Source organism: Streptomyces sp. NPDC045695 (assembly GCF_056432025.1).
Genome location: NZ_JBWKJU010000015.1, coordinates 36,216 through 59,121, shown reverse-complemented (window position 1 = coordinate 59,121; position 22,906 = coordinate 36,216). Strand labels below are relative to the sequence as shown.

Annotated in this window: 16 protein-coding genes; 10 read left to right on the top strand and 6 right to left on the bottom strand. The window is 72.0% G+C overall.

Translation table 11 applies throughout. From position 1 onward, the window contains the following. Nucleotides 1–54 precede the first annotated feature (54 nt). From AC07DU_RS23995 to AC07DU_RS23985, 3 genes are all read left to right on the top strand, one after another. Nucleotides 55–942, top strand: coding sequence for a FadR/GntR family transcriptional regulator (locus tag AC07DU_RS23995; RefSeq protein WP_360892465.1), 888 nt, complete (start codon nucleotides 55–57; stop codon nucleotides 940–942). 360 nt (nucleotides 943–1,302) lie between these two features. After that, the gene (locus AC07DU_RS23990; RefSeq protein ID WP_479113486.1) at nucleotides 1,303–2,892 is read left to right on the top strand and encodes an RNA polymerase sigma factor; all 1,590 of its coding nucleotides are present in this window, start codon (nucleotides 1,303–1,305) and stop codon (nucleotides 2,890–2,892) included. Nucleotides 2,893–2,998: 106 nt separating this feature from the next. Beyond that, a complete protein-coding gene (locus AC07DU_RS23985) occupies nucleotides 2,999–3,925 on the top strand; it encodes a serine protease (RefSeq protein ID WP_479113484.1) in 927 nt (308 codons plus the stop codon). 100 nt (nucleotides 3,926–4,025) lie between these two features. Here the strand turns inward: AC07DU_RS23985 and AC07DU_RS23980 are convergent, their stop codons facing one another. Continuing rightward, entirely contained in the window at nucleotides 4,026–4,259 is a 234-nt protein-coding gene (locus AC07DU_RS23980) for a DUF7455 domain-containing protein (RefSeq protein ID WP_030028922.1), read from the bottom strand. Between the two features lie 447 nt (nucleotides 4,260–4,706). Here AC07DU_RS23980 and AC07DU_RS23975 point away from each other — a divergent pair, with 447 nt between their 5' ends. The 3 genes from AC07DU_RS23975 to AC07DU_RS23965 all read left to right on the top strand — a co-directional run bounded on the left by AC07DU_RS23975 (nucleotide 4,707) and on the right by AC07DU_RS23965 (nucleotide 9,090). After that, nucleotides 4,707–6,827, top strand: coding sequence for a DNA gyrase/topoisomerase IV subunit B (locus AC07DU_RS23975; RefSeq protein WP_479113482.1), 2,121 nt, complete (start codon nucleotides 4,707–4,709; stop codon nucleotides 6,825–6,827). A 188-nt stretch (nucleotides 6,828–7,015) separates the two neighbouring features. Then, nucleotides 7,016–7,501 carry a DUF485 domain-containing protein gene (locus AC07DU_RS23970; RefSeq protein ID WP_453286305.1) on the top strand — a complete coding sequence of 162 codons (486 nt, stop codon included), beginning with the start codon at nucleotides 7,016–7,018 and terminating at the stop codon, nucleotides 7,499–7,501. Continuing rightward, nucleotides 7,498–9,090 carry a solute symporter family protein gene (locus tag AC07DU_RS23965; protein WP_453371871.1) on the top strand — a complete coding sequence of 531 codons (1,593 nt, stop codon included), beginning with the start codon at nucleotides 7,498–7,500 and terminating at the stop codon, nucleotides 9,088–9,090. Before AC07DU_RS23970 ends, AC07DU_RS23965 begins: the two co-directional genes overlap by 4 nt. Nucleotides 9,091–9,112: 22 nt before the next feature. On the opposite strand, the gene AC07DU_RS23960 is transcribed toward AC07DU_RS23965, so the two are convergent. The 3 genes from AC07DU_RS23960 to AC07DU_RS23950 all read right to left on the bottom strand — a co-directional run bounded on the left by AC07DU_RS23960 (nucleotide 9,113) and on the right by AC07DU_RS23950 (nucleotide 12,824). Further along, nucleotides 9,113–9,823: a response regulator gene (locus tag AC07DU_RS23960; protein WP_479113480.1), complete on the bottom strand. Its 711-nt coding sequence runs from the start codon at nucleotides 9,821–9,823 to the stop codon at nucleotides 9,113–9,115. After that, nucleotides 9,820–11,421: a sensor histidine kinase gene (locus tag AC07DU_RS23955; protein WP_479113478.1), complete on the bottom strand. Its 1,602-nt coding sequence runs from the start codon at nucleotides 11,419–11,421 to the stop codon at nucleotides 9,820–9,822. The genes AC07DU_RS23960 and AC07DU_RS23955 overlap by 4 nt, the downstream gene beginning before the upstream one ends. Before the next feature lie 164 nt (nucleotides 11,422–11,585). Next, nucleotides 11,586–12,824 (bottom strand): citrate synthase, encoded by a 1,239-nt coding sequence (locus tag AC07DU_RS23950; RefSeq protein WP_453371868.1) that lies wholly within the window; start codon nucleotides 12,822–12,824, stop codon nucleotides 11,586–11,588. A gap of 80 nt (nucleotides 12,825–12,904) precedes the next feature. Here AC07DU_RS23950 and AC07DU_RS23945 point away from each other — a divergent pair, with 80 nt between their 5' ends. After that, nucleotides 12,905–14,056, top strand: a complete 1,152-nt coding sequence (locus tag AC07DU_RS23945; RefSeq protein WP_479113475.1) for a citrate synthase — start codon at nucleotides 12,905–12,907, stop codon at nucleotides 14,054–14,056. A gap of 26 nt (nucleotides 14,057–14,082) precedes the next feature. Next, complete coding sequence (locus AC07DU_RS23940; protein ID WP_479113473.1) at nucleotides 14,083–15,192, top strand: CobW family GTP-binding protein; 1,110 nt, start codon at nucleotides 14,083–14,085, stop codon at nucleotides 15,190–15,192. Here AC07DU_RS23940 and AC07DU_RS23935 read toward each other — a convergent pair. Next, nucleotides 15,189–17,282, bottom strand: a complete 2,094-nt coding sequence (locus tag AC07DU_RS23935; protein ID WP_479113471.1) for a restriction endonuclease — start codon at nucleotides 17,280–17,282, stop codon at nucleotides 15,189–15,191. The genes AC07DU_RS23940 and AC07DU_RS23935 overlap by 4 nt on opposite strands. Nucleotides 17,283–17,390: 108 nt before the next feature. Then, a complete protein-coding gene (locus AC07DU_RS23930; RefSeq protein WP_479113469.1) occupies nucleotides 17,391–19,847 on the bottom strand; it encodes a DNA gyrase/topoisomerase IV subunit A in 2,457 nt (818 codons plus the stop codon). A 274-nt stretch (nucleotides 19,848–20,121) separates the two neighbouring features. Between AC07DU_RS23930 and AC07DU_RS23925 the strand changes: the two genes are divergently transcribed. Further along, nucleotides 20,122–21,501, top strand: coding sequence for a M16 family metallopeptidase (locus tag AC07DU_RS23925; protein WP_360892655.1), 1,380 nt, complete (start codon nucleotides 20,122–20,124; stop codon nucleotides 21,499–21,501). Nucleotides 21,502–21,521: 20 nt separating this feature from the next. Beyond that, nucleotides 21,522–22,889, top strand: a complete 1,368-nt coding sequence (locus tag AC07DU_RS23920; protein ID WP_479032540.1) for a M16 family metallopeptidase — start codon at nucleotides 21,522–21,524, stop codon at nucleotides 22,887–22,889. Nucleotides 22,890–22,906 lie beyond the last annotated feature (17 nt).

The following is a 22,906-nucleotide window of genomic DNA, read 5'->3' as shown; positions in this document are numbered from 1 at the left end:
GTGCTTTTCACCAAAGACCTCAAGGGTCATCGAGGCACGGCCGACAAAGGATTCGTGAGTACCCTTGCGCACACCATGATGACCGCCGCCCGCCACGCCGACTCCGGCCTCGCCGGCCCGGGCGAACTCGACCGCTACCCCTACGCGGAGACCCCGGGGTCCGACCGCGTCGGAGCGCCCCGCTGGGACGGCGCCGACGTCGAGCTGAGCCGCGTGGGCCGCCGCGCGGCAGGCAGCCGCGGACGCGGACTGCACGGCCAACTCGTCCAGCAGCTCGGCCAGATGATCGTCTCCGGCGACCTCGGAGCGGACCGCCCACTGGTCCCTGAGGAGATCGGCCAGCGCTTCGAGGTCTCCCGTACGGTCGTCCGCGAATCGCTGCGGGTCCTGGAGGCCAAGGGCCTCGTCAGCGCCCGCCCCAACGTCGGCACCCGGGTCCGCCCGGTCGCCGACTGGAACCTGCTCGATCCCGACATCATCGAGTGGCGCGCCTTCGGCCCCCAGCGCGACGACCAGCGCCGCGAACTCGGCGAGCTCCGCTGGACCATCGAACCCCTCGCCGCCCGCCTCGCCGCCGGCCACGGCCGGCCGGACATCCAGCAGCGCCTCGCCGACATGGTCGAGATCATGGGCCACGCCCTGGGCCAGGGTGACTCGATCACCTTCGCGCGCGCCGACAACGAGTTCCACGCGCTGCTCATCCAGGTCGCCGGCAACCGCATGCTGGAGCACCTCTCCGGCATCGTCTCCGCCGCGCTCCAGGTCTCCGGCAGTCCGATCACGGCCTGCGACCGCCCGAGCGAGACCTGCGTCGCGCACCACGCGCGGATGGTCGAGGCCATCGCCGCGGGTGACGCGCTGGGCGCCGAGAACGCGATGCGTCAGCTCCTGACCGTTCATCCGGAGGTCGAGCGCGTGGTTCCCGCCCCGCGCGAGCACTGACGGGCGGATGCGCGGGGGAGTGGGGGTGTACGACGTGTCGCCGGGCCCGGTCGGGTCCGGCGACACCCGTGTGGAGGCCCCGGAAGGGCTCGGACACCCGGATATGACCTTATAAGCGGCGTTCGTCCATACGGGGTGTGACTCGGGACACCAAGATTGGGCGTAACGCTACGCGAGGTCACGCGATGACCTAAGAGGTGATGGCCGACGGAGGGAAGACAGCAGCCCTTGGGGATGCTGTGCAGCTCCCCGGCCCCTGCCCGCGCCGCCGGCCCATCCCCGGTCGGAGGTCGTCGGCTCCGGTCCAGCACCACCAGGCCCGGGGTCGGAAGCCGTTTCCATCGTTCCGAGAGGTTGTTCGTGTCGGCCAGCACATCCCGTACGCTCCCGCCGGAGATCGCCGATTCCGAGTCTGTGATGGCGCTCATCGAGCGGGGCAAGGCCGAGGGGCAGATCGCCGGCGATGACGTGCGTCGGGCCTTCGAGGCTGACCAGATTCCTGCGACCCAGTGGAAGAATGTTCTGCGCAGCCTCAACCAGATCCTCGAGGAAGAGGGTGTGACGCTGATGGTCAGTGCCGCGGAGTCGCCCAAGCGCACCCCCCGCAAGAGCGTCGCAGCGAAGAGCCCGGCCAAGCGGACGGCCACCGAGCCCGTCGCCAAGAAGACGGCGGCGAAGACGACGGCAGCGAGCACCTCGGCCGCCACCGCGGCCCCGGCGGCCGAGACGGCGGACGCGCAGACCCCGGACGCCCTGGCGCAGGATCCCGGAAGCGAGCCCACGGCCAAGAAGACGGCGGCGAAGAAGACCGCTGCCAAGAAGGCCGCGCCCGCCAAGAAGGCAGCCGCCAAGAAGACGGCCGCCAAGAAGACCGCCGCCAAGAAGGACGCCGACGAGGCAGGGGACGACGAGACCCGCGACGGGGGTCCCGACGCCGTCAAGGCCGAGGCCGACGAAGAGGAGGAGGGCGGCGAGAACAAGGGCTTCGTCATCTCCGACGACGAGGACGACGCCCCCGCCCAGCAGGTCGTGGTGGCCGGCGCCACCGCCGACCCGGTCAAGGACTACCTCAAGCAGATCGGCAAGGTCCCCCTCCTCAACGCGGAGCAGGAGGTCGAGCTCGCCAAGCGCATCGAGGCGGGCCTGTTCGGCGAGGACAAGCTGGCGAACTCCGACAAGCTGGCGCCCAAGCTCAAGCGCGAGCTGGAGATCATCGCCGAGGACGGCCGCCGGGCCAAGAACCACCTGCTGGAGGCCAACCTCCGCCTCGTGGTCTCCCTCGCCAAGCGCTACACCGGCCGCGGCATGCTCTTCCTGGACCTGATCCAAGAGGGCAACCTGGGCCTGATCCGCGCGGTCGAGAAGTTCGACTACACCAAGGGCTACAAGTTCTCCACGTACGCGACGTGGTGGATCCGCCAGGCGATCACGCGCGCGATGGCCGACCAGGCCCGCACCATCCGCATCCCGGTGCACATGGTCGAGGTCATCAACAAGCTCGCCCGCGTGCAGCGCCAGATGCTCCAGGACCTGGGCCGCGAGCCCACCCCGGAGGAGCTGGCCAAGGAACTGGACATGACCCCCGAGAAGGTCATCGAGGTCCAGAAGTACGGCCGCGAGCCGATCTCCCTGCACACGCCGCTCGGCGAGGACGGCGACAGCGAGTTCGGCGACCTCATCGAGGACTCCGAGGCCGTCGTCCCGGCCGACGCCGTGAGCTTCACGCTCCTGCAGGAGCAGCTCCACTCGGTGCTCGACACCCTGAGCGAGCGCGAGGCCGGCGTGGTCTCCATGCGCTTCGGCCTCACGGACGGCCAGCCCAAGACCCTCGACGAGATCGGCAAGGTCTACGGGGTGACGCGCGAGCGGATCCGCCAGATCGAGTCGAAGACGATGTCGAAGCTGCGCCACCCCTCCCGCTCCCAGGTGCTGCGCGACTACCTGGACTGACCGGGAGGGCGGCCGGGGGCCGCACGCCGGTGGCCGCGCGGGTGCGCTCGGCCACCGGGCATCCCACTCTGGGTGGAGTCATGCACACTCGGAGTCAGGAGGCCTCATGCGTCGTCCCTTTGCCCGTGCTCTGGCGGGCGCGCTGACCGTGGCGGCGGGAGCGGCCGCGGCCCCGCTCGCCCAGGTGCCGCAGGCGGCCGCGGACAGTGTGGTGATCGGCGGGAAGCCGGTACAGGTGACCGACAGCCCCTGGGTCGTGGCACTGGCCAGCCGTGACCGGTTCGGGGGTACGCGGGCCGGACAGTTCTGCGGGGGCGTGATCGTCGCCCCGACCAAGGTGCTGACCGCGGCGCACTGCCTGGGCCGCGAGGTGCTGGGCGGCCCGGTCGAGTCCGTGACCGACTTCCGGGTGATCGCCGGCCGTACGGAGCTGCGTGCGGCCGGGGGCCAGGAGATCGCGGTGCGCGGGGCCCGGGTGAACCCGGCCTACGACCCGCAGAGCAACGCGGGGGACCTCGCCGTGCTGGAGCTGGCCGAGCCCGTGCCCGCCCACTACGTGCTGCCCCTCGCACAGACGGGGCACCCCGCCTACGAGGTGGGTACCGAGGCGGCCGTGTACGGCTGGGGCGACACCAGCGGCTTCGGTGACTACGCGTACGGCCTGCGCGCCGCGCCGGTGACGCTCCTGGCGGACGAGGTCTGCGCGCGGGCCTACCCGGGGGACTCGGACGGACAGTACCGAGCCGATTCCATGGTGTGCGCGGGGGACACCGCGGGCGGCAGGGACGCCTGCCAGGGCGACAGCGGAGGACCGCTCGTGGCCCAGGGGCGGCTCATCGGGCTGGTCTCGTGGGGGCGGGGCTGCGGGCGCGCCGACAGCCCCGGCGTGTACACGCGCATCGCCCCGCTGACCGACTTCGTGACGGCCCCGGAGAGGGACGCGCCGTCGGGTGGGGGTCAGGAGGCTCCTTCGGGGGCCCGGAGGGGCTCTGGGCCCGGTACAGGGCCCGTGGAGGGGCATCCCGCGGAATAGAGCGGATGTGAGGACGGGCGGCACCCCTGGGTCTCAGGGGTGCCGCCCGTCGACCGGCCTGGCCGGTCCTGGCTCGTCGGATGCGAGGTGCAGGCCTGTGTCAGCGGTCCTCGGGTTCGGCATGGGCAGCCGGAGCGGACGTGAGCCGCTCGGTCTCATCCTGTATTTCCGCGGCGATCTTCTTGAGTTCCGGCTCGAACTTGCGTCCGTGGTGGGCGCAGAAGAGCAGTTCACCGCCGCTCAGCAGGACGACGCGCAGATATGCCTGGGCGCCGCAACGGTCGCATCGGTCAGCGGCCGTCAGCGGGGTCGCGGGTGTCAGAACAGTAGTCACGTCGCCTCTTCTCTAGCTCGACGAGCTGTCGTACCAGGGTCAACATCCAACCAGGCCGAAAACGTTCCCGCTCGCGGCTTTTCCTCGAAACTTCCTTCCGAAGCTGGCCGGCTGTTGCCGGTTGGCGGCGAAGGAGCCGATTGCGTTGCTTTACGGTTTCGCGTTGTCAGTCCGTGTGCTTGTTGCAGTTCCATCCTCCCCGGCGTGAGTGCCAGGTTGTTCATGAGGACGTGCCCGAACCCTAAATGGTTCATGCGCGGAAGGGAACGTGATGTTTCCTTCACTCCTCCGGTGGATCGAACATCCGTGCGGATCTGGACTAGGCTGAGGATCACGCGAGGGTGGCGTTGCATGGGCTCTACCTGGCCTCGGTACCCTTCGAGCGGCAGCCGAGCCACCCCTGCGCCCCAGCGGGCCAGAAAAGAAATTCAGCGAGGAGCGAACTGCGTGACCGCCGACACGTCCGTGCCTTCCAGCGCGCTGCTGTCCGGAGCAGACCGGGACGGTTCCAACTACACCGCGCGGCACCTGCTCGTCCTCGAAGGGCTGGAGGCCGTCCGCAAGCGCCCCGGCATGTATATCGGCTCCACCGACAGCCGGGGCCTGATGCACTGCCTCTGGGAGATCATCGACAATTCCGTCGACGAGGCCCTGGGCGGCTACTGCGACCACATCGAGGTGATCCTCCACGAGGACGCGTCGGTCGAGGTCCGGGACAACGGCCGCGGTATCCCCGTGGACGTCGAGCCCAAGACCGGCCTGTCCGGCGTCGAGGTCGTCATGACCAAGCTGCACGCCGGCGGAAAGTTCGGCGGTGGCTCCTACGCGGCCTCCGGCGGCCTGCACGGCGTCGGCGCCTCCGTGGTGAACGCCCTCTCCGCCCGCCTCGACGTCGAGGTCGACCGGGGCAGCTCCACCCACGCCATCAGCTTCCGCCGCGGCACCCCCGGCATGTTCACCGAACAGGGCCCCGACAGCCCCTTCGATCCCGCCAACGGCCTGCGCAAGATCAAGCGGGTCCCCAAGGGCCGCACCGGCACCCGCATCCGCTACTGGGCGGACCGCCAGATCTTCCTCAAGGACGCCCGGCTCAATCTGGAGACGCTCTACCAGCGCGCCCGCCAGACCGCCTTCCTCGTCCCCGGGCTGACCCTGGTCGTCCGCGACGAGCGGGGCATCGACGGCGCCGGCAAGACGGAGGAGCTCTTCCGCTTCGACGGCGGCATCAGCGAGTTCTGCGAGTACCTCGCCCAGGACAAGGCCGTCTGCGACGTGCTGCGCCTGACCGGAACAGGCACCTTCAAGGAGACCGTCCCGGTCCTCGACGACCGCGGCCACATGACGCCCACCGAGGTCACCCGTGAGCTCGGCGTGGACATCGCCCTGCGCTGGGGCACGGGCTACGAGACCAACGTCAAGTCCTTCGTGAACATCATCGCCACCCCCAAGGGCGGCACCCACGTCTCCGGCTTCGAGCGCTCGATCACCAAGACCGTGAACGAGGCGCTGCGCTCTGCGAAGCTGCTGCGCGTCGCCGAGGACGACGTGGTGAAGGACGACGCGATGGAGGGCCTGACCGCCGTCGTCACCGTCCGCCTCGCGGAGCCGCAGTTCGAGGGCCAGACCAAGGAGGTCCTCGGCACCTCCGCGGCCAACCGGATCGTCGCCGCGGTGGTCGCCAAGGAGCTCAAGGCCTTCCTGACCTCCACCAAGCGCGACGACAAGCAGCAGGCCCGCGCCGTGATGGAGAAGGTCGTCGCGGCCGCCCGGACCAGGATCGCCGCCCGTCAGCACAAGGAGGCGCAGCGCCGCAAGACCGCGCTGGAGACCTCCTCGCTCCCCGCCAAGCTGGCCGACTGCCGCAGCGACGACGTGGACCGCAGCGAGCTCTTCATCGTCGAGGGGGACTCCGCCCTGGGCACCGCGAAGCTCGCCCGCAATTCGGAGTTCCAGGCGCTCCTGCCCATCCGCGGCAAGATCCTCAACGTCCAGAAGTCCTCCATCTCGGACATGCTCAAGAACGCCGAGTGCGGGGCGATCATCCAGGTCATAGGAGCCGGCTCGGGCCGGACCTTCGACATCGACGCCGCCCGGTACGGCAAGATCGTGCTCCTCGTCGACGCCGACGTCGACGGCGCGCACATCCGTTGCCTGCTGCTCACCCTCTTCCAGCGGTACATGCGGCCGATGGTCGAGGCCGGCCGGGTCTTCGCGGCCGTGCCGCCGCTGCACCGGATCGAGCTGGTCCAGCCCAAGAAGGGCCAGGACAAGTACGTGTACACGTATTCGGACAACGAGCTGCGCCAGACCCTGTTGGAGTACCAGCGCAAGAACATCCGGTACAAGGACGCGATCCAGCGCTACAAGGGCCTCGGCGAGATGGACGCGGACCAGCTGGCGGAGACCACCATGGACCCCCGCTTCCGTACGCTGCGCCGGATCAACATCGGCGACCTGGATTCGGCCGAGCAGGTCTTCGACCTGCTCATGGGCAATGAGGTGGCCCCGCGCAAGGAGTTCATCACGAGCTCCGCGGCGACCTTGGACCGATCGCGCATCGACGCCTGACACCGGGCGGTGCCGGCGGGCGGGACCGGCGGCCCACGGCGGCCGCCCGGCCGCCGCCACGGCACACCGGTGCGCTCCGCTCCCTCACCTATTGGAGTGAAGCGCCCCGGTACACCAGTCCGGAAACCCTCCATTCCGCACATCCTTGTGGGCACGCGGCCAATGCGGCAGCGGACAAGGAGAGTTCGGTGGACAAGCACGAAGGTCGTGATGCCGGAACGATCCGGTTGGACGATCCCTGGTACGACGCGCTGGCCGTGGGCTGGGGGGAGGGCGAGGAGCAGTCCCCGCCGCGCCCGGCCCCCGGCGGCCGCCCCGCGCCCGGCGCATCCGACATCTACCTCGAAGTGCAGCGCAGCGCCGCCTTCCAGGAGGTCCGCAGCCGCTACCGCAGGTTCGTGGTCCCGGCGACCGCCGGATTCTTCCTCTGGTACGTCGCCTACGTGCTCGCCGCGACGACCGCGCCCGGCCTGATGGCCCGGCCCGTCGCCGGGGCGGTCAACGTGGCCATGCTGGCGGGGCTCGGCCAGTTCCTCAGCACCTTCCTGCTGACCTGGGCCTACGCCCGGCACGCACGGCTGCGCCGGGACCGGGCCGCGCTCGACCTGCGGTGGACCGTCTTCGAGCAGGAGCGCGACCAGGAGCGGACCCGGGCGAGGGGAGCCGGCCGGTGACCACCGAACACCAGACCCTCGCGCTGATCCTGTTCAGCGTCTTCATCGCGGTGACGCTGGGCATCACCACCTGGGTCAGCCGCAACCGGCACGGCTCGGCGGAGGAGTTCTACGCGGGCGGCAGACTGTTCTCGCCGTTGGAGAACGGGTTCGCCATCGCGGGCGACTACATGTCCGCCGCCTCCTTCCTCGGCATCTCCGGACTGATCGCCCTCTTCGGCTACGACGGCATGCTCTACTCGGTCGGCTTCCTCGTCGCCTGGCTGGTGGTGCTGTTCCTGGTCGCCGAACTGGTCCGCAACTGCGGCCGGTTCACCCTCGCCGACGTGGTCGCCGCCCGGATGAGCGAGCGGCCGGTGCGGATCGCGGCCGGCACCTCCTCGGTCGTCGTGTCCGTCCTCTACCTCGTCGCGCAGATGGTCGGCGCGGGCAGCCTGGTCGGCCTGCTGCTGGGCAATTCCAACGCCCTGGCGCGGACCCTCGCCGTGGTCGGCGTGGGCGCCCTGATGGTCGTCTACGTGTCCTTCGGCGGGATGCGGGCCACCACCTGGATCCAGATCGTCAAGGCCGTCCTGCTGATGGGCGGGGCGATCGCCCTGACCGGGCTCGTGCTCCTGCGCTTCCACGGGAACGTCGGCGAACTGCTGGCCGGCGCCGCCGAGCGGAGCGGGCACGGGACCCGGTTCCTGGCCCCCGGCCTCAAGTACGGAGGGGACTGGACGGCCCGCGTCGACTTCATGAGCCTGGGCCTCGCGCTGGTCCTCGGGACCGCCGGACTCCCGCACATCCTGTCGCGCTTCTACACCGTGCCCACCGCGCGGGCGGCGCGCCGCTCAGTGGTGTGGGCGATCGGCCTCATCGGCGGCTTCTACCTGATGACCATCGTGCTGGGTTTCGGGGCGGCCGCGCTGGTGGGCCCGGACGAGGTACGGGCGTCCAACGCCTCCGGGAACACGGCCGTTCCGCTGCTCGCGGCCTTCCTCGGCGGGGGCGCCGGAACCACCGGCGGGGCGGTGCTGTTCGCCTTCGTCGCCGCCATCGCCTTCGCCACCATCCTGGCCGTCGTCGCCGGCATCACCCTGGCCTCGTCGGCCTCCGTGGCCCACGACCTGTACGCCTCTCTCAAGCGCCGCCACGCCAGGCAGCGCAGCGAGGTCTCGGTGGCCCGGGCCGCGGCCGTGGGCATCGGCGCCGTGGCGATCGCCCTCGGACTCCTCGCCCAGAACCTCAATGTGGCGTTCCTGGTGGGGCTGGCCTTCGCCGTGGCGGCCTCGGCCAACCTGCCCGTGCTGCTGTACTCGCTCTTCTGGCGTGGCTTCACCACGCGGGGAGCCGTCTGGTCGGTGTACGGCGGCCTGGTACCGGCGGTGCTGCTGGTGCTGGTCTCGCCGGTGGTGTCGGGCAGTGCGGAATCCCTCTTCCCCGGCGTGGACTTCCAGCTCTTCCCCCTCCAGAACCCGGGGATCGTCTCCATCCCGCTGGGCTTCCTGGCCGGCTGGCTGGGAACGGTCACCTCGGGCGAGGAACCGGATGAGGCCAAGCACGCCGAGACGGAGGTCCGCTCCCTGACCGGCGCCGGAGCGGTCTGAGCCCCTCGGGGGTGCCTGTGGATCAGGCCGGCCCCTCCGAGGGGAGCCAGGTGTAGCGGTGCTCCGGCCGGCCGGTCTCGCCGTAGCGCAGGGCCAGGGTGACGCGGGCGGTGCGCTCCAGGAGCTTCAGGTAGCGCTGGGCGGTCTGACGGCTGATGCCGGCGCGGTCGGCGATCTGCTGGGTGGACAGGGGGCCGTCAGCGGAACGCAGGACCTGACGGACCAGTTCCGCCGTGGTGGGGGAGTGGCCCTTGGGCAGCTCGTTCGCGGACCCCGCGGCGGAGAGGGCGCCGAAGATCCGGTCCACCTCGGCCTGTTCGGCCTCGCCGCCCGTGTCCAGGGTGCGGCGCAGGGCTCCGTACGCCTCCAGCCGGGTGCGCAGTCCCGCGAACGTGAAGGGCTTGACCAGGTACTGGAGGGCGCCCAGGCGCATGGCGGCCTGCACGGTGGCGAGATCGCGGGCCGCGGTCACCATGATCACGTCGGTGCGGTGGCCCAGCTGGCGCAGGCGCCGCACGAGGTCCAGGCCGTTCCCGTCGGGGAGGTAGTGGTCCAGGAGGACCAGGTCCACCGGATGCGTGGTGAGGAACTCCAGGGCCTCGGCCGCCGAATGCGCCTGCCCCGTCACCCGGAAACCGGGAACCTTCGCCACGTACGCCGCGTTGATCCGGGCAACACGCACGTCGTCGTCGACGACCAGGACGGCATGAACCATGCTCGGGGTCTCGTTCATCGCAGGGCCTCCGGGAGTACGACGGAGAATTCCGCCCCTCCGTCCGCTGCTTCACAGGCCCGGGCGCTGCCGCCCTGCCGCTCCGCGAGGCGGCGTACGAGGGCGAGGCCGAGCCCGCGCTCGCGGTGGGCCCGGGGCTGCTTCGTCGACCAGCCCTCCGTGAAGATCTCCTCGCGCCGCGCGGCCGGGACCCCGGGCCCGCTGTCGCGCACGTGCAGCACGGCGGTACGGCCTTCGGCGCGCAGTTCCACCTCGACCAGGGGCGCCGTCGAACCGGCGGCGGCGTCCAGGGCGTTGTCCACCAGGTTGCCGAGGATCGTGACGAGGCCGCCCGGGTCCACCAGACGGTCGGGGAGGAGGGTGGCCGCGGCCAGCCGCAGGGGGACGCCCCGTTCGGCCGCCACGGTCGCCTTGCCCACCAGAAGGGCGGCGAGCAGGGGGTCGCGGACCTTCTCCGTCACCTGCTCGGCGGTCGTCCGGTGCACCCCGGCGACCTCCGTCACGAACTCCACCGCCTCCTCGTGCAGGCCCAGCTCCAGCAGGCCGAGGAGGGTGTGGAGGCGGTTGGCGTGCTCGTGGTCCTGGGCGCGCAGGGCGTCGATGAGGCCCCGGGTGGAGTCGAGCTCGCGGCCCAGGCGTTCCACTTCGGTGCGGTCGCGCAGGGTGGCGACCGCGCCGCCGTCCTCGGTGGGCATGCGGTTGGCCACCAGGACGCGGGGGCCCTGCACGGTGAGCAGGTCCCGGCCGGTGACGCGGCCCGCCAGGACGTCGGCGGTACGGCCGGCGGGGAGCACCTCGTCCAGCGGGCGGCCGGCGAAGGCGGCGGTGGAGTCCGGGGTGAGGCCCAGGAGCCGGGCGGCTTCGTCGTTGACCAGCCGGACCCGGCCGTCCGGTGCGAGGGCGATGACGCCTTCGCGGATCGAGTGGAGCATCGCCTCGCGCTCGGCGAGGAGGCCGGCGATGTCGGAGAAGGCCAGGTCCCGGGTCTGGCGCTGGATCCTGAGCGAGAGCAGCCACGCGGCGAGGGCGCCCGCTGCGAGGGCGCCGCCGGCGTAGGCGAGCAGACCGGGGATGGCGCCGAGCAGCCGGTCGCGGACGCTGTCGTAGGCGATGCCGACGGAGACGGCGCCGATGATCTCGCCGTCGGCCGAGAGGAGCGGAACCTTGCCGCGCGCGGACCGGCCCAGGGTGCCCTCGTCGATCTCCATGACCTCGCGGCCCGCCAGGGCCTGGCTCGGGTCGGTCGAGACGGGCAGCCCGATCCGGTCGGAGCTCGGGTGCGAGCGGCGGATGCCGTCCAGGTCGAGGACGACCACGTACTCGGCGCCGGTGGCGCGGCGGATCCGCTCGGCCGAGGCCTGCACCGGGTTGTCCGGGGAGGTCCCGCAGTCCAGCAGGTCGGCGGCCAGGGAGGGGTCGGCCGCGGCGCTCTGCGCGATGGCCAGGGCGCGGCGCATGGCCTGGTCGTCGAGCTGTGCGCTGAGCGGCGCCAGGAACAGTCCGGTCGCCAGGAGGAGGACCCCGGCGGCGATGGCCAGCTGGGTCAGCAGGATCTGGGAGACGGCCCGTCTGGGCAGCCCGAGGCGCCGAGCGCTCATGAGGGGGAACCGCATGGGGAGCTACGTTAGGCCGGTCGGCGCGGCAGCGGAATCTCCAGACGGAAGCGCTCGCTGCTCCGGTGCTGGTGAAGGTGCTGTTGAAGTGCTGCTGGAGGTGCTGCTCCGCACTGCCACCGGGCCGCCCTGCGGGGTGCTCGGACCCGTCAGGGCATCGGCTGCGGCGGGCGGGGCCCGTGGTACTGCCCGCTCGGCCGCATCCGCAGCGGCCGCTCCTGGTACTCCTCCAGGGCGTGGGCGATCCAGCCCGCCGTCCGGGCCACCGCGAAGACCGTCTCCCCGGCCTCGGCCCCCATCCCGCACGACACCGTCAGCACGGCCAGCGCCAGGTCCACGTTCGGGTGCAGGCCGCGGCCCTGCCGCGCCATCACCGCCGCCACCCCGCGTGCCGCGTCCAGCGCTGGACCGGCCTGCTCCAGCCCCTCCAGCCGGGCGAAGAGCGCCGCCGCGCGCGGGTCCTCGCCCTGGTACAGCCGGTGGCCGAGCCCGGGGACGCGGCGCCCCGCCCGCAGGTACTCCGCCACTACCGGCGCGGCCCCGCCCTGTTCCAGCACCTCCACCAGCATCCGGTGCGCGAGCCGCCCGGCCGCGCCGTGCAGCGGCCCTTCGAGCGCGCCGAGCCCGGCCGACACCGCCGCGTACGGATGGGCCCGGGCGGAGGCGGCCACCCGTACGGCCAGGGTCGAGGCGGCCAGGTCGTGGTCGACGAGCAGCGCCAGCGCGAGGTCCAGCGCGGCCAGCGCGTCCGGGTCCGGCTCCCGTGCCGTCAGCCGTGGCCACAGCTCCCGGGCGATCCGGCCGTCGCCCGCCCACTGCGCGCTGCCCCGCACCGGCAACGCGCCGACCAGGGTCGGGATCAGCGAGCGCGCGGACCCGAGCACGGCCTCCTCGGACAGGTCGAAGCGCAGCGGATCGGCGACCGCGGCGGCGGCGACCGCCACGCGCAGCCGGTCGAGGGGGCCGCCGTGCTCCGGCAGTGCGGCCACCGCCCGGCGGGCCGCCGCCAGGGGCTCCGGGGGAGCGGTGAACCGCGCACCGCGGGCGAGCGCCCCCGTCCAGAGCCACTCGGCGACCTCCTCGTAGCGGTAGCGCGAGGCCAGGGCCACGGCGTCGACGCCCCGGAAGTAGTACCGGTCGGATTCGATGAGCGTGAGCCCGGTGCGCACGGAGAGGTCCCCGGCGGGGGCGGCCGCCTCGCGGCGGCTGCGCCGGGCCAGTTCCTCCACCTCGGCCGCGTCGAAGCTGCTGCCCCGCCCGGCCGGATCACGGCGGCTGGCGAGCTGGCCACGGCTGACGTACGCGTACACCGTCGCCGGTTTCACCCCGAGCAGCCGGGCCGCCTCCTGCGTGCTGAGCCTGCGCCCGCCGTCCCTCTCGTCGCTCATGACGCCCACCCTACAGACGGAGAGTCATATTGATTCAATCAACATTGACAAGGATTCAATCCATCATAGATGGTCGATGCATGAACACCGCCGTAGAAGTACCCCGCGGTCTCGCGGGAGTCGTGGTCACCGAAACCGAGCTGGGCGACGTCCGAGGCCGCCAGGGCTTCTACCACTACCGCCAGTACTCGGCCGTCGAACTCGCCGCCGACCGCAGCTTCGAGGACGTCTGGCACCTGATGTTCCGCGGCGCCCTGCCCGCGGACCGCGCCGAGCGGGCCGCGTTCGCCGCCGAGACCGTCGCGCTGCGCCGGCTGCCCGAGGAAGTGCGCGCCGCCCTGCCGGGACTGGCCCGGGCGGGCTCGCCCTCCGGCCCGCTCGCCGGGCTGCGCACCGCGCTGTCGCTGCTCGGGGCCGCGGCCGGCTTCCGCCCCGTGTACGACCTCGACCCCGGCCGCCGGGCCGCCGACGCGCTGGCCGCCTGCGCCGCCGTGCCGACCCTGCTGACCGCCCTGTACCGGCTGGGCCGGGGCCTGGAGCCGGTGGAGCCGCGCGACGACCTGCCGTACGCCGCCAACTACCTCTACATGCTGACGGGCCAGGAGCCCGACCCGGTCAAGGCCCGCGCGGTCGAGCGGTACCTGATCTCCACGGTCGACCACGGGTTCAACGCCTCGACCTTCACCGCCCGCGTGATCGCCTCCACCGGCGCCGACGTCGCGGCCTGTCTGACCGGGGCCGTCGGCGCGCTGTCCGGCCCGCTGCACGGCGGCGCCCCGAGCCGGGCCCTGGACACCCTCGACGCCATCGGCACCGCGGACCGGATCGGGCCGTGGATCCGCGAGCGGGTCCTGGCGGGCGACCGGATCATGGGCTTCGGCCACCCCGTCTACCGCACCGAGGACCCCCGCTCACGCATGCTGCGTGACATAGCCCGCCAGTTCGGCGGCCCCCTCGTGGACTTCGCCGTCGAGGTCGAGAGCCAGGTCGAGGAGATACTCGCCGAGCTCAAGCCGGGCCGCGAACTGCACACCAACGTGGAGTTCTACGCGGGCGTGGTCATGGAGCTGTGCGGGCTGCCGCGCGAGATGTTCACCCCGACCTTCTGCGCGGCCCGCGTGGTCGGCTGGAGCGCGAACATCCTCGAACAGGCCGCCGATCCGAAGATCATCCGTCCGGCCGCCCGGTACACCGGCCCCACCCCGCCCCAGCCGGTGCCGCCGCTCGGCTGACACACCGCCTGACTACCATCGGCCGGGTGAACAGCAGGCAGCCCATCCCCGTCGTCGTCCTCGCCGGTTTCCTCGGATCCGGCAAGACCACCGTGCTGAACCACCTTCTCGCAGGCCGCGGGGGCACCCGGATCGGGGTCGTCGTCAACGACTTCGGATCGATCGAGGTCGACGCGATGTCGGTGGCCGGCCAGCTGGGGGACTCCATGGTCTCCCTCGGCGGCGGCTGCCTGTGCTGCGCCGTCGACGGCAGCGAGCTGGACGCGTACCTGGAGAAGCTGTCCGCTCCCGTCCACCGCATCGACGTGATCGTCATCGAGGCGAGCGGTCTGGCCGAGCCGCAGGAGATGATCCGGATGCTCATGGCCAGCGAGAACCCCGCCGTCCGGTACGGCGGGATGGTGGAGGTCGTGGACGCGGCCGAATTCGACACGACCAGGGCCAAGCACCCGGAGACCGACCGTCACCTCGCCGTCGCGGACCTGGTCGTGCTCAACAAGACCGACCGGGTGGACGCCCGCGAACGGACCCGGATCGAGAGGGAACTCGCCGCGCTCTGCGCCCCGGGCACCCCGGTCGTGGCCGCCGACCACGGACGCATCGACCCGGAACTGCTTTTCGACCGCAGGCCCTGGACCGAGACCCGGGGCCAGCTCTCCTTCGAGGACCTGCTGGCGCAGGCCGAGGGCCACGACCACTGCACCCATGCACACGCCGCCTACGAGAGCACGGAGTTCACCGCCGAACAGGCCCTGTCCCCCCGCCGGTTCATCGACTTCCTCGACCGGCGCCCGGCCGGGCTCTACCGGATCAAGGGCTTCGTCTGGTTCGGGGTCCCCGGCCACGAGGAGAAGTACGAGGTCCACGCGGTCGGCCGCTTCCTGCGCTTCGCCCCGCAGCCGTGGGACCGGGGAGAAGTACGCCGGACCCAACTGGTCATGATCGGCGCGGGCACCGACGGCGCGGAGCTGCTGCGCGAGCTGGAGGCCTGCCGCGCGGAAGCGCCGCAGGAGGCGCGCCCCGAGAGCATGTGGGGAATCCTGCGGTACGTCGCGCGGCCGGCGGAGCCCGGCGAGTCCGGGGATCCGGCCGAGTCCGCAGATCCCGTAGGTCCCGCGGACCCCGAGGCCTACTAGGCGACGTCGACGCCGTACTCGCGCAGCAGGTCCTCCAGGCCGCCCCGGTAGCCCTTGCCGCCGATCACGAAGTCCCAGTCGCCGCTGGCCCGGCGCCTGAACGAGCCCAGCACCAGCGCGGTCTCACCGGCCCGCCCGTCGGAGACCTCCAACTGCCCCGCCTCGGCACCCCCGGCGTCGAGGAGCCGGATCCGGGCGTCCGTGAAACCGGCCAGGTCGGCGTGCGGATCGGCCTCCGGGTCGATCGCGGCCGCGAGGACCAGCCGGTCGGCCTGCGCGGGCAGGGCGTCGAAGGAGACCTCCAGCGCCGCCTTGTCGGGCGCCGCGTGCGCGCGGGCCCGTACCGAACCGTCCGGGGTCCGCGGGTTGTTGAAGAAGACGAAGTGGTCCTCGCTCAGCACCCGGTTGCCCGCGCAGACCAGCGCGCACACGTCCAGGGCGACCGAGCCCGACCAGGACATGCCGAGGACGTTGTGGTCGGCGGAAGGGGCGGCCGGCTCGGGTGCCCGCTGCGCCGGGAGGCTCGTGACGGCGCCGCCCAGGCGGCCCCGCAGCCCGTACTGGTGCAGGAGCTCCACGAGCCTGTCCCCCGGAACCAACTCCAGGGGCTTGCCGTTGGAGAAGGTGTACGACCCGGGGCCGAAGGACGCGGTGGTGACCAGCACCCCCTTGTTCGCCCCCTTGTCCTGGACCGTGCCGTACAAGTCCCGTACCGCCGTGGGCGACACGGTGTTGCGGTAGCGCTTGACCTGTACCACGATCCGCCCGCCCGTGATCGGGGACGGGTCGTTCGCCTCGATGTCCACCCCGCCGTCGCCCGACCGCTGGGTGGTGACCGCCTCCATGCCCATCGCCCGGAAGAGCTCGGCCACCAGGTTCTCGAAGGCGATCGGGTCCATCGCGAAGAGGTCCGGCTCCTCCTCGCCGTCGTCCGCGTGCCCGCCGTGGCTGACGACCTCGCCGCCCACCTCGTCCGGCCTGCGCCCGGGGCGTACGGCGGCGAGCTGGTCGGGCCGGGCCGAGAGCTGCCCGCCCAGCCCCTCCACCAGGCAGTCCACCGCGCTGACCTGCTCCAGCCGCAGCCCCGCGAACGCGGACCGGTCCGCCGACACCGAGGCGAGCACGAGCTGTGCCTCCTGCCCCGTCACCGGATCGTGGTCATCCACGAAGCCGTTGACCACGACCGACTCCAGTGCGCCGAACTCGTCCGCCGCGTACAGGTCGCGCACCACCAGCAGCACGCACTGCGCCAGCAGGTCGCGGTAGACCGCCCGCCGCTGCGTGGCCGGGCGGGCCGTCTCCTTGTCCAGGTCCGTACTCGGCACGTAGCGCACCGACTTGGCCTGCGGCACCACTTCGTAGCGGGGCAGTTCCCAGTCCAGGACCAGCTGGCGCCGCGCCGGGTCGTAGGCGGCCGACACCTGCCTCGGCAGATCCTCCGGCCAGGCCGCCGAGGCGTACAGGGCCGCCGAGAAGTACTCCACCGCGGCCTCCGCGTCACCCGCCCGCAGAGCCCCGGCCAGCTCCGTGAGCCCGCTGTTGTGCCCGCGGATCTGGGCGAGCTGCTCCGCCGCCCACCGGTCGTACTGCTGCCGGTACGCCGCCAGCTGCTGCTGGCGCTGCGTCTCCGCGGCGTGCGCCGCCTGCCAGGCCTGCGTGTACCGGGCGTGGGCCTCGCGCTCGGCCTGCGCCCGCCGGTTCGAGCCGAGCGTCCAGCCCGCGCTCTGCTGCTGGAACTGGTGCAGCTGCGGCATCGGAACCGGGTGCGCCAGGGTGCCCGGGTTGAAGGGCTCCAGCTGCTCGGGCCGGACCAGGGCGGCCATCCGGAACGCCGGTGCCCGGCAGCCCGCGGCCAACAGGCCCTGCAGGGCGGCCACCTCGGCTTCGAGCCGCTCGGTCGCCCGCCGCGCCTGCGCCTCGCGGTGCTGTCTGTAGGCCGCCTGCTGCTCGCGCTGCCCCCGGGCCACGTCCCGTTCGTACGCCCGCTGTCTGCGCTCGGCCTCGCGCTGCTGGATCAGCTGCGTGCGCTGCTGCCGGCGCTGTGCCTCCGCCCAGGTCCCGATCAGTCCGCTGCTCGATCGACGGCTCATCAGCTCTGTTCTCCCCGCCCCACCCACCAGTGCCAAGGGGGAAAACACTAGTCGCCGTTCGGGCGGTACGTCCCCCCTTGGGCGTACCACCCGAACGGCGTCGTCGTCCTACAGGGCGGGCCCCGCCAGCGCCGCCACGCTCGACGGCAGCGCCGTGCCCGAGCCGTCGCGGCGCGGGTCGACCGCCGGCAGCTCGGCCGGAGCGCCGTTCGCCGTGGCCGCGCGGACGGGGGAGCCGCCCGCCCAGGCCAGTACCAGCACGTCCTCGCCCTTCAGGAACCGCTGGCAGCGCACACCACCGGTGGCCCGGCCCTTGCGCGGGTACTGGTCGAAGGGGGTCAGCTTCCCGGACAGCACCGAGTCGTCCAGGGTCCCGTGCGAGCCCGCCACCGTGAACACCACGGCGTCCCGGCCCGGGTCCACGGCCGAGAAGTGGATCACCTTCGCGTTGTCGGCGAGCTTGATGCCCGCCATACCGCCCGCCGGGCGGCCCTGCGGGCGGACCTGGCTCGCCGGGTAGCGCAGGAGCTGGGCGTCGTCGGTGATGAAGACCAGGTCCTCCTCGCCCGTGCGCAGCTCGACCGCGCCCACGATCCGGTCACCCTCCTTGAGGGTGATGACCTCCAGCTCGTCCTTGTTGGCCGGGTAGTCCGGCACGACGCGCTTGACCACGCCCTGCTCGGTGCCCAGCGCCAGCCCCTGCGAGGACTCGTCCAGCGAGATCAGGCAGATCACCTTCTCGTCCGCCTCCAGCCCGGAGAGGAACTCCGAGACCGGGGCGCCGCCGGCCAGGTTCGGGGCGGCATGGGTGTCCGGCAGCTGCGGCAGGTCGATCACCGACAGCCGCAGGAGCCGCCCGTACGAGGTGACCGCGCCGACCTCGGCCCGGGCCGTCGCGGCGACCTGCGAGACGATCAGGTCGTGCTTGGCGCGGGCGCCGCCCTCGGCCTCCGGCAGCGGTTCCCCGGTGACGGTGCGGGCCAGCAGGCCCGTCGAGGACAGCAGCACCCGGCACGGGTCGTCGGCGACCTCCAGCGGAACCGCGCCGACCGCCGTACCCGCCGACTCCAGCAGGACCGTACGCCGCTCGGTGCCGAACTTCTTCGCGACCGCCGCGAGCTCCGTGGAGACCAGCTTGCGCAGTTCGGTGTCGGAATCCAGGATCCCGGTGAGCTCGTCGATCTCGCCGGTCAGCCGGTCGCGCTCGGACTCCAGCTCCAGGCGGTCGAACTTGGTGAGCCGGCGCAGCGGGGTGTCCAGGATGTACTGCGTCTGGATCTCGCTGAGCGAGAACCGCTCCATGAGCCGCGCCTTGGCCTGCGCGGAGTTCTCGCTGTCGCGGATGAGCCGGATGACCTCGTCGATGTCGATGAGCGCCACCAGCAGGCCCTCGACGAGGTGGAGGCGGTCGCGGCGCTTGGTGCGGCGGAACTCGCTGCGCCGCCGGACGACCTCGAAGCGGTGGTCGAGGTAGACCTCCAGGAGCTCCTTGAGGCCCAGGGTCAGCGGCTGCCCGTCCACCAGCGCCACGTTGTTGATGCCGAAGGACTCCTCCATCGGCGTCAGCTTGTAGAGCTGCTCCAGCACGGCCTCGGGGTGGAAGCCGTTCTTGATCTCGATGACCAGGCGCAGACCGTGCGAGCGGTCGGTGAGGTCCTTGACGTCGGCGATGCCCTGGAGCTTCTTCGAGCCGACCAGGTCCTTGATCTTCGCGATGACCTTCTCGGGGCCGACCGTGAAGGGCAGTTCGGTGACGACCAGGCCCTTGCGGCGCGCCGTCACGTTCTCCACGGCCACGGTCGCGCGGATCTTGAAGGTGCCGCGGCCGTTCTCGTAGGCGTCCTTGATGCCCGCGAGCCCGACGATCCGGCCGCCCGTGGGCAGGTCGGGACCCGGGACGAAGCGCATCAGCGCCTCCAGGTCCGCCTGGGGGTGGCGGATCAGGTGGCGGGCGGCCGCGATGACCTCGCCGAGGTTGTGCGGGGGCATGTTGGTGGCCATGCCGACCGCGATCCCGGAAGCGCCGTTGACCAGCAGGTTCGGGTAGGCGGCGGGCAGCGCGACCGGCTCGCGCTCCTGGCCGTCGTAGTTGGCGGTGAAGTCGACGGTGTCCTCGTCGATCGACTCCGTCATCAGTGACGTGGCGTCGGCCATCTTGCACTCGGTGTAACGCATCGCGGCCGGAGGGTCGTCGTTGCCGAGCGAACCGAAGTTGCCGTGGCCGTCGACCAGCGGCAGCCGCATCGAGAAGGGCTGGGCCATGCGCACGAGGGCGTCGTAGATCGACGCGTCGCCGTGCGGGTGGAGCTTGCCCATGACCTCGCCCACGACGCGGGCGCACTTCACGTAGCCGCGGTCGGGGCGCAGACCCATTTCGTTCATCTGGTACACGATCCGGCGGTGCACCGGCTTCATGCCGTCCCGGGCGTCGGGCAGGGCACGGGAGTAGATCACCGAGTACGCGTACTCGAGGAAGGAGCCCTGCATTTCGTCGACGACGTCGATGTCGAGGATCTTCTCCTCGAAATCCTCCGGCGGCGGGGTCTTCGTGCTGCGGCGGGCCATCGCTGCGCGGCTCCTTAACCAATGATGGGGTGTGCTGGGTGTCTGGCGGGGGTTTGGCTGGGTCTGGTCGTGCGGGTCGTGCTGGTGGTACGGGTCGTGCGGGTCGTGCGGGGTCCGGCGGGGGTACGACGCGGACCATTGTGGCCCGAGGCACCGACAACGCCGACTCCGACCCAGGGTGTGACCCGGGAACTTATCCGGCGGCCGACGCGCTTGCATACAGTGGCAGGTCTGACAGAAATCTCTGCATCGCGATCGAAGGGACCACATGCCCATGGGTCACACGGCCACCGCCCAGGCCGGCTCCGGCGGCCTGACAGCGACCGAGCACCGGCTGGCCAACGGCCTGCGCGTGGTGCTCTCCGAGGACCACCTGACCCCGGTCGCCGCGGTCTGCCTCTGGTACGACGTCGGCTCGCGCCACGAAGTCAAGGGCCGTACCGGCCTGGCTCACCTCTTCGAGCACCTTATGTTCCAGGGGTCGGCGAACGTACCCGGCACCGGGCACTTCGAGCTGGTTCAGGGAGCCGGCGGTTCCCTCAACGGCACCACCAGCTTCGAGCGCACCAACTACTTCGAGACGATGCCGACCCACCAGCTGGAGCTCGCCCTCTGGCTGGAAGCGGACCGGATGGGCTCGCTGCTGACGGCCCTGGACGAAGAGTCCATGGAGAACCAGCGCAACGTGGTCAAGAACGAGCGCCGCCAGCGGTACGACAACGTCCCGTACGGCACGGCCTTCGAGAAGCTGACCGCCCTGGCGTACCCCGAGGGCCACCCGTACCACCACACGCCGATCGGGTCCATGGAGGACCTGGACGCCGCGTCCCTGGAGGACGCGCGCCAGTTCTTCCGTACGTACTACGCGCCCAACAACGCGGTGCTGTCGGTCGTCGGCGACATCGACCCGGAGCAGACGCTCGCGTGGGTCGAGAAGTACTTCGGCACGATCCCCGCGCACGACGGCAAGCAGCCGCCGCGCGACGGCACCCTGCCCGAGATCATCGGCGAGCAGCTGCGCGAGGAGGTCGTCGAGAACGTCCCCTCCCGCGCGCTGATGGCCGCCTACCGGCTCCCGCACGACGGGACCCGCGAGTGCGACGCCGCCGACGTGGCGCTGACGATCCTGGGCGGCGGTGAGTCCTCGCTGCTGCACAACCGCCTCGTACGCCGCGACCAGACGGCCGTCGCGGCCGGGTTCGGCATGATGCGCCTGGCCGGTGCGCCCTCACTGGGCTGGCTCGACGTGAAGACCTCCAGCGGGGTCGACGTCGCCGCCATCGAGGCGGCCGTCGACGAGGAGCTCGCGCGCTTCGCCGCCGAGGGCCCGACGGCCGAGGAGATGGAGCGCGCCCAGGCGCAGCTGGAGCGGGAGTGGCTGGACCGGCTCAGCACCGTGGCCAGCCGCGCCGACCAACTGTGCCGCTTCGCGGTGCTGTTCGGTGACCCGCAGCTGGCGCTGACCGCCGTGGAGCGCGTCCTCGACATCACCCCCGAAGAGGTCCAGGCCGTGGCCGCGGCCCGGCTGCGCCCCGACAACCGCGCGGTGCTCGTCTACGAGCCGCTCGCGGCCGACGAGACCGACGGGGACGACGAGTCCGGCCAGGGCGCAGAGTCCGGCGAGAGCGACGAGAACGAGGGGGCGGAGCAGTGAGCGAGACCGCAGCCGTCACGATGACCTTCCACCCGCGCCCGCAGGCCGGCGAACCGCAGCCGTGGGCCTTCCCGGCCCCGGACCGCACGGTGCTGTCCAACGGGCTGACCCTGCTGACCTGCCACCGGCCGGGTCAGCAGGTGATCGCGGTCGAGATCAACCTCGCCGCCCCGCTGGACGCCGAACCCGAGGGCCTGGACGGCGTGTCGACCATCATGGCGCGCGCGTTCTCCGAGGGCACCGACAAGCACTCCGCCGAGGAGTTCGCGGCCGAGCTGGAGCGCTGCGGCGCCACCCTCGACGCGCACGCCGACCACCCGGGCATCCGGGTCTCCCTGGAGGTCCCGGCGTCCCGGCTGCCCAAGGCGCTGGGCCTGCTCTCCGAGGCACTCGCCGCCCCCGCCTTCGCCGACGCCGAGATCGACCGGCTGGTGCGCAACCGGCTCGACGAGATCCCGCACGAGCTGGCCAACCCCCAGCGGCGCGCCGCCAAGCAGCTCTCCAAGGAGCTCTTCCCGGCGTCCCTGCGGATGTCCCGTCCGCGGCAGGGCACCGAGGAGACGGTCGCCCGCATCGACTCCGCGGCCGTGCGCGCCTTCTACGAGGCCCACGTACGCCCCGCCACCGCCACGGCCGTGGTCGTCGGCGACCTGACCGGCATCGACCTCGACGCCGTCCTGGCGGACACCCTCGGCAGCTGGACGGGCGGCACCGCCGAACCCCTCCCGGTGCCGTCCGTGACCGCCGACGACACCGGCAGGGTGGTCATCGTGGACCGGCCCGGCTCGGTCCAGACCCAGCTGCTGATCGGCCGCATCGGGCCGGACCGGCACGACCGCGTCTGGGCGGCGCAGGTGCTCGGTACGTACTGCCTGGGCGGCACCCTCACCTCCCGCCTGGACGCGGTGCTGCGCGAGGAGAAGGGGTACACCTACGGCGTGCGCGCCTTCGGCCAGGTGCTGCGTTCCACGGCCGACGGCAAGGGCGCCTCGATGCTCGCCATCAGCGGCTCGGTGGACACCCCGAACACCGGACCGGCGCTGGAGGACCTCTGGACGGTGCTGCGCACCCTCGCGGAGGGCGGTCTGACCGACGCCGAACGCGACGTCGCCGTACAGAACTTGGTGGGTGTGGCCCCGCTGAAGTTCGAGACGGCCGCCTCGGTGGCCGGCACGCTCGCCGACCAGGTGGAGCAGGAGCTGCCGGACGACTACCAGGCCCGGTTGTACGCGCAGCTGGCTGAAACCGGCACGGTGGAGGCGACTTCGGCGGTCGTGAAGGCCTTCCCGGCGGACCGGCTGGTCACCGTCCTGGTGGGCGACGCGGCGCAGATCGAGGAGCCGGTACGGGCTCTGGGGATCGGCGAGGTCACCGTCGTCACCGACTGACGACCTAGGACGGCCGC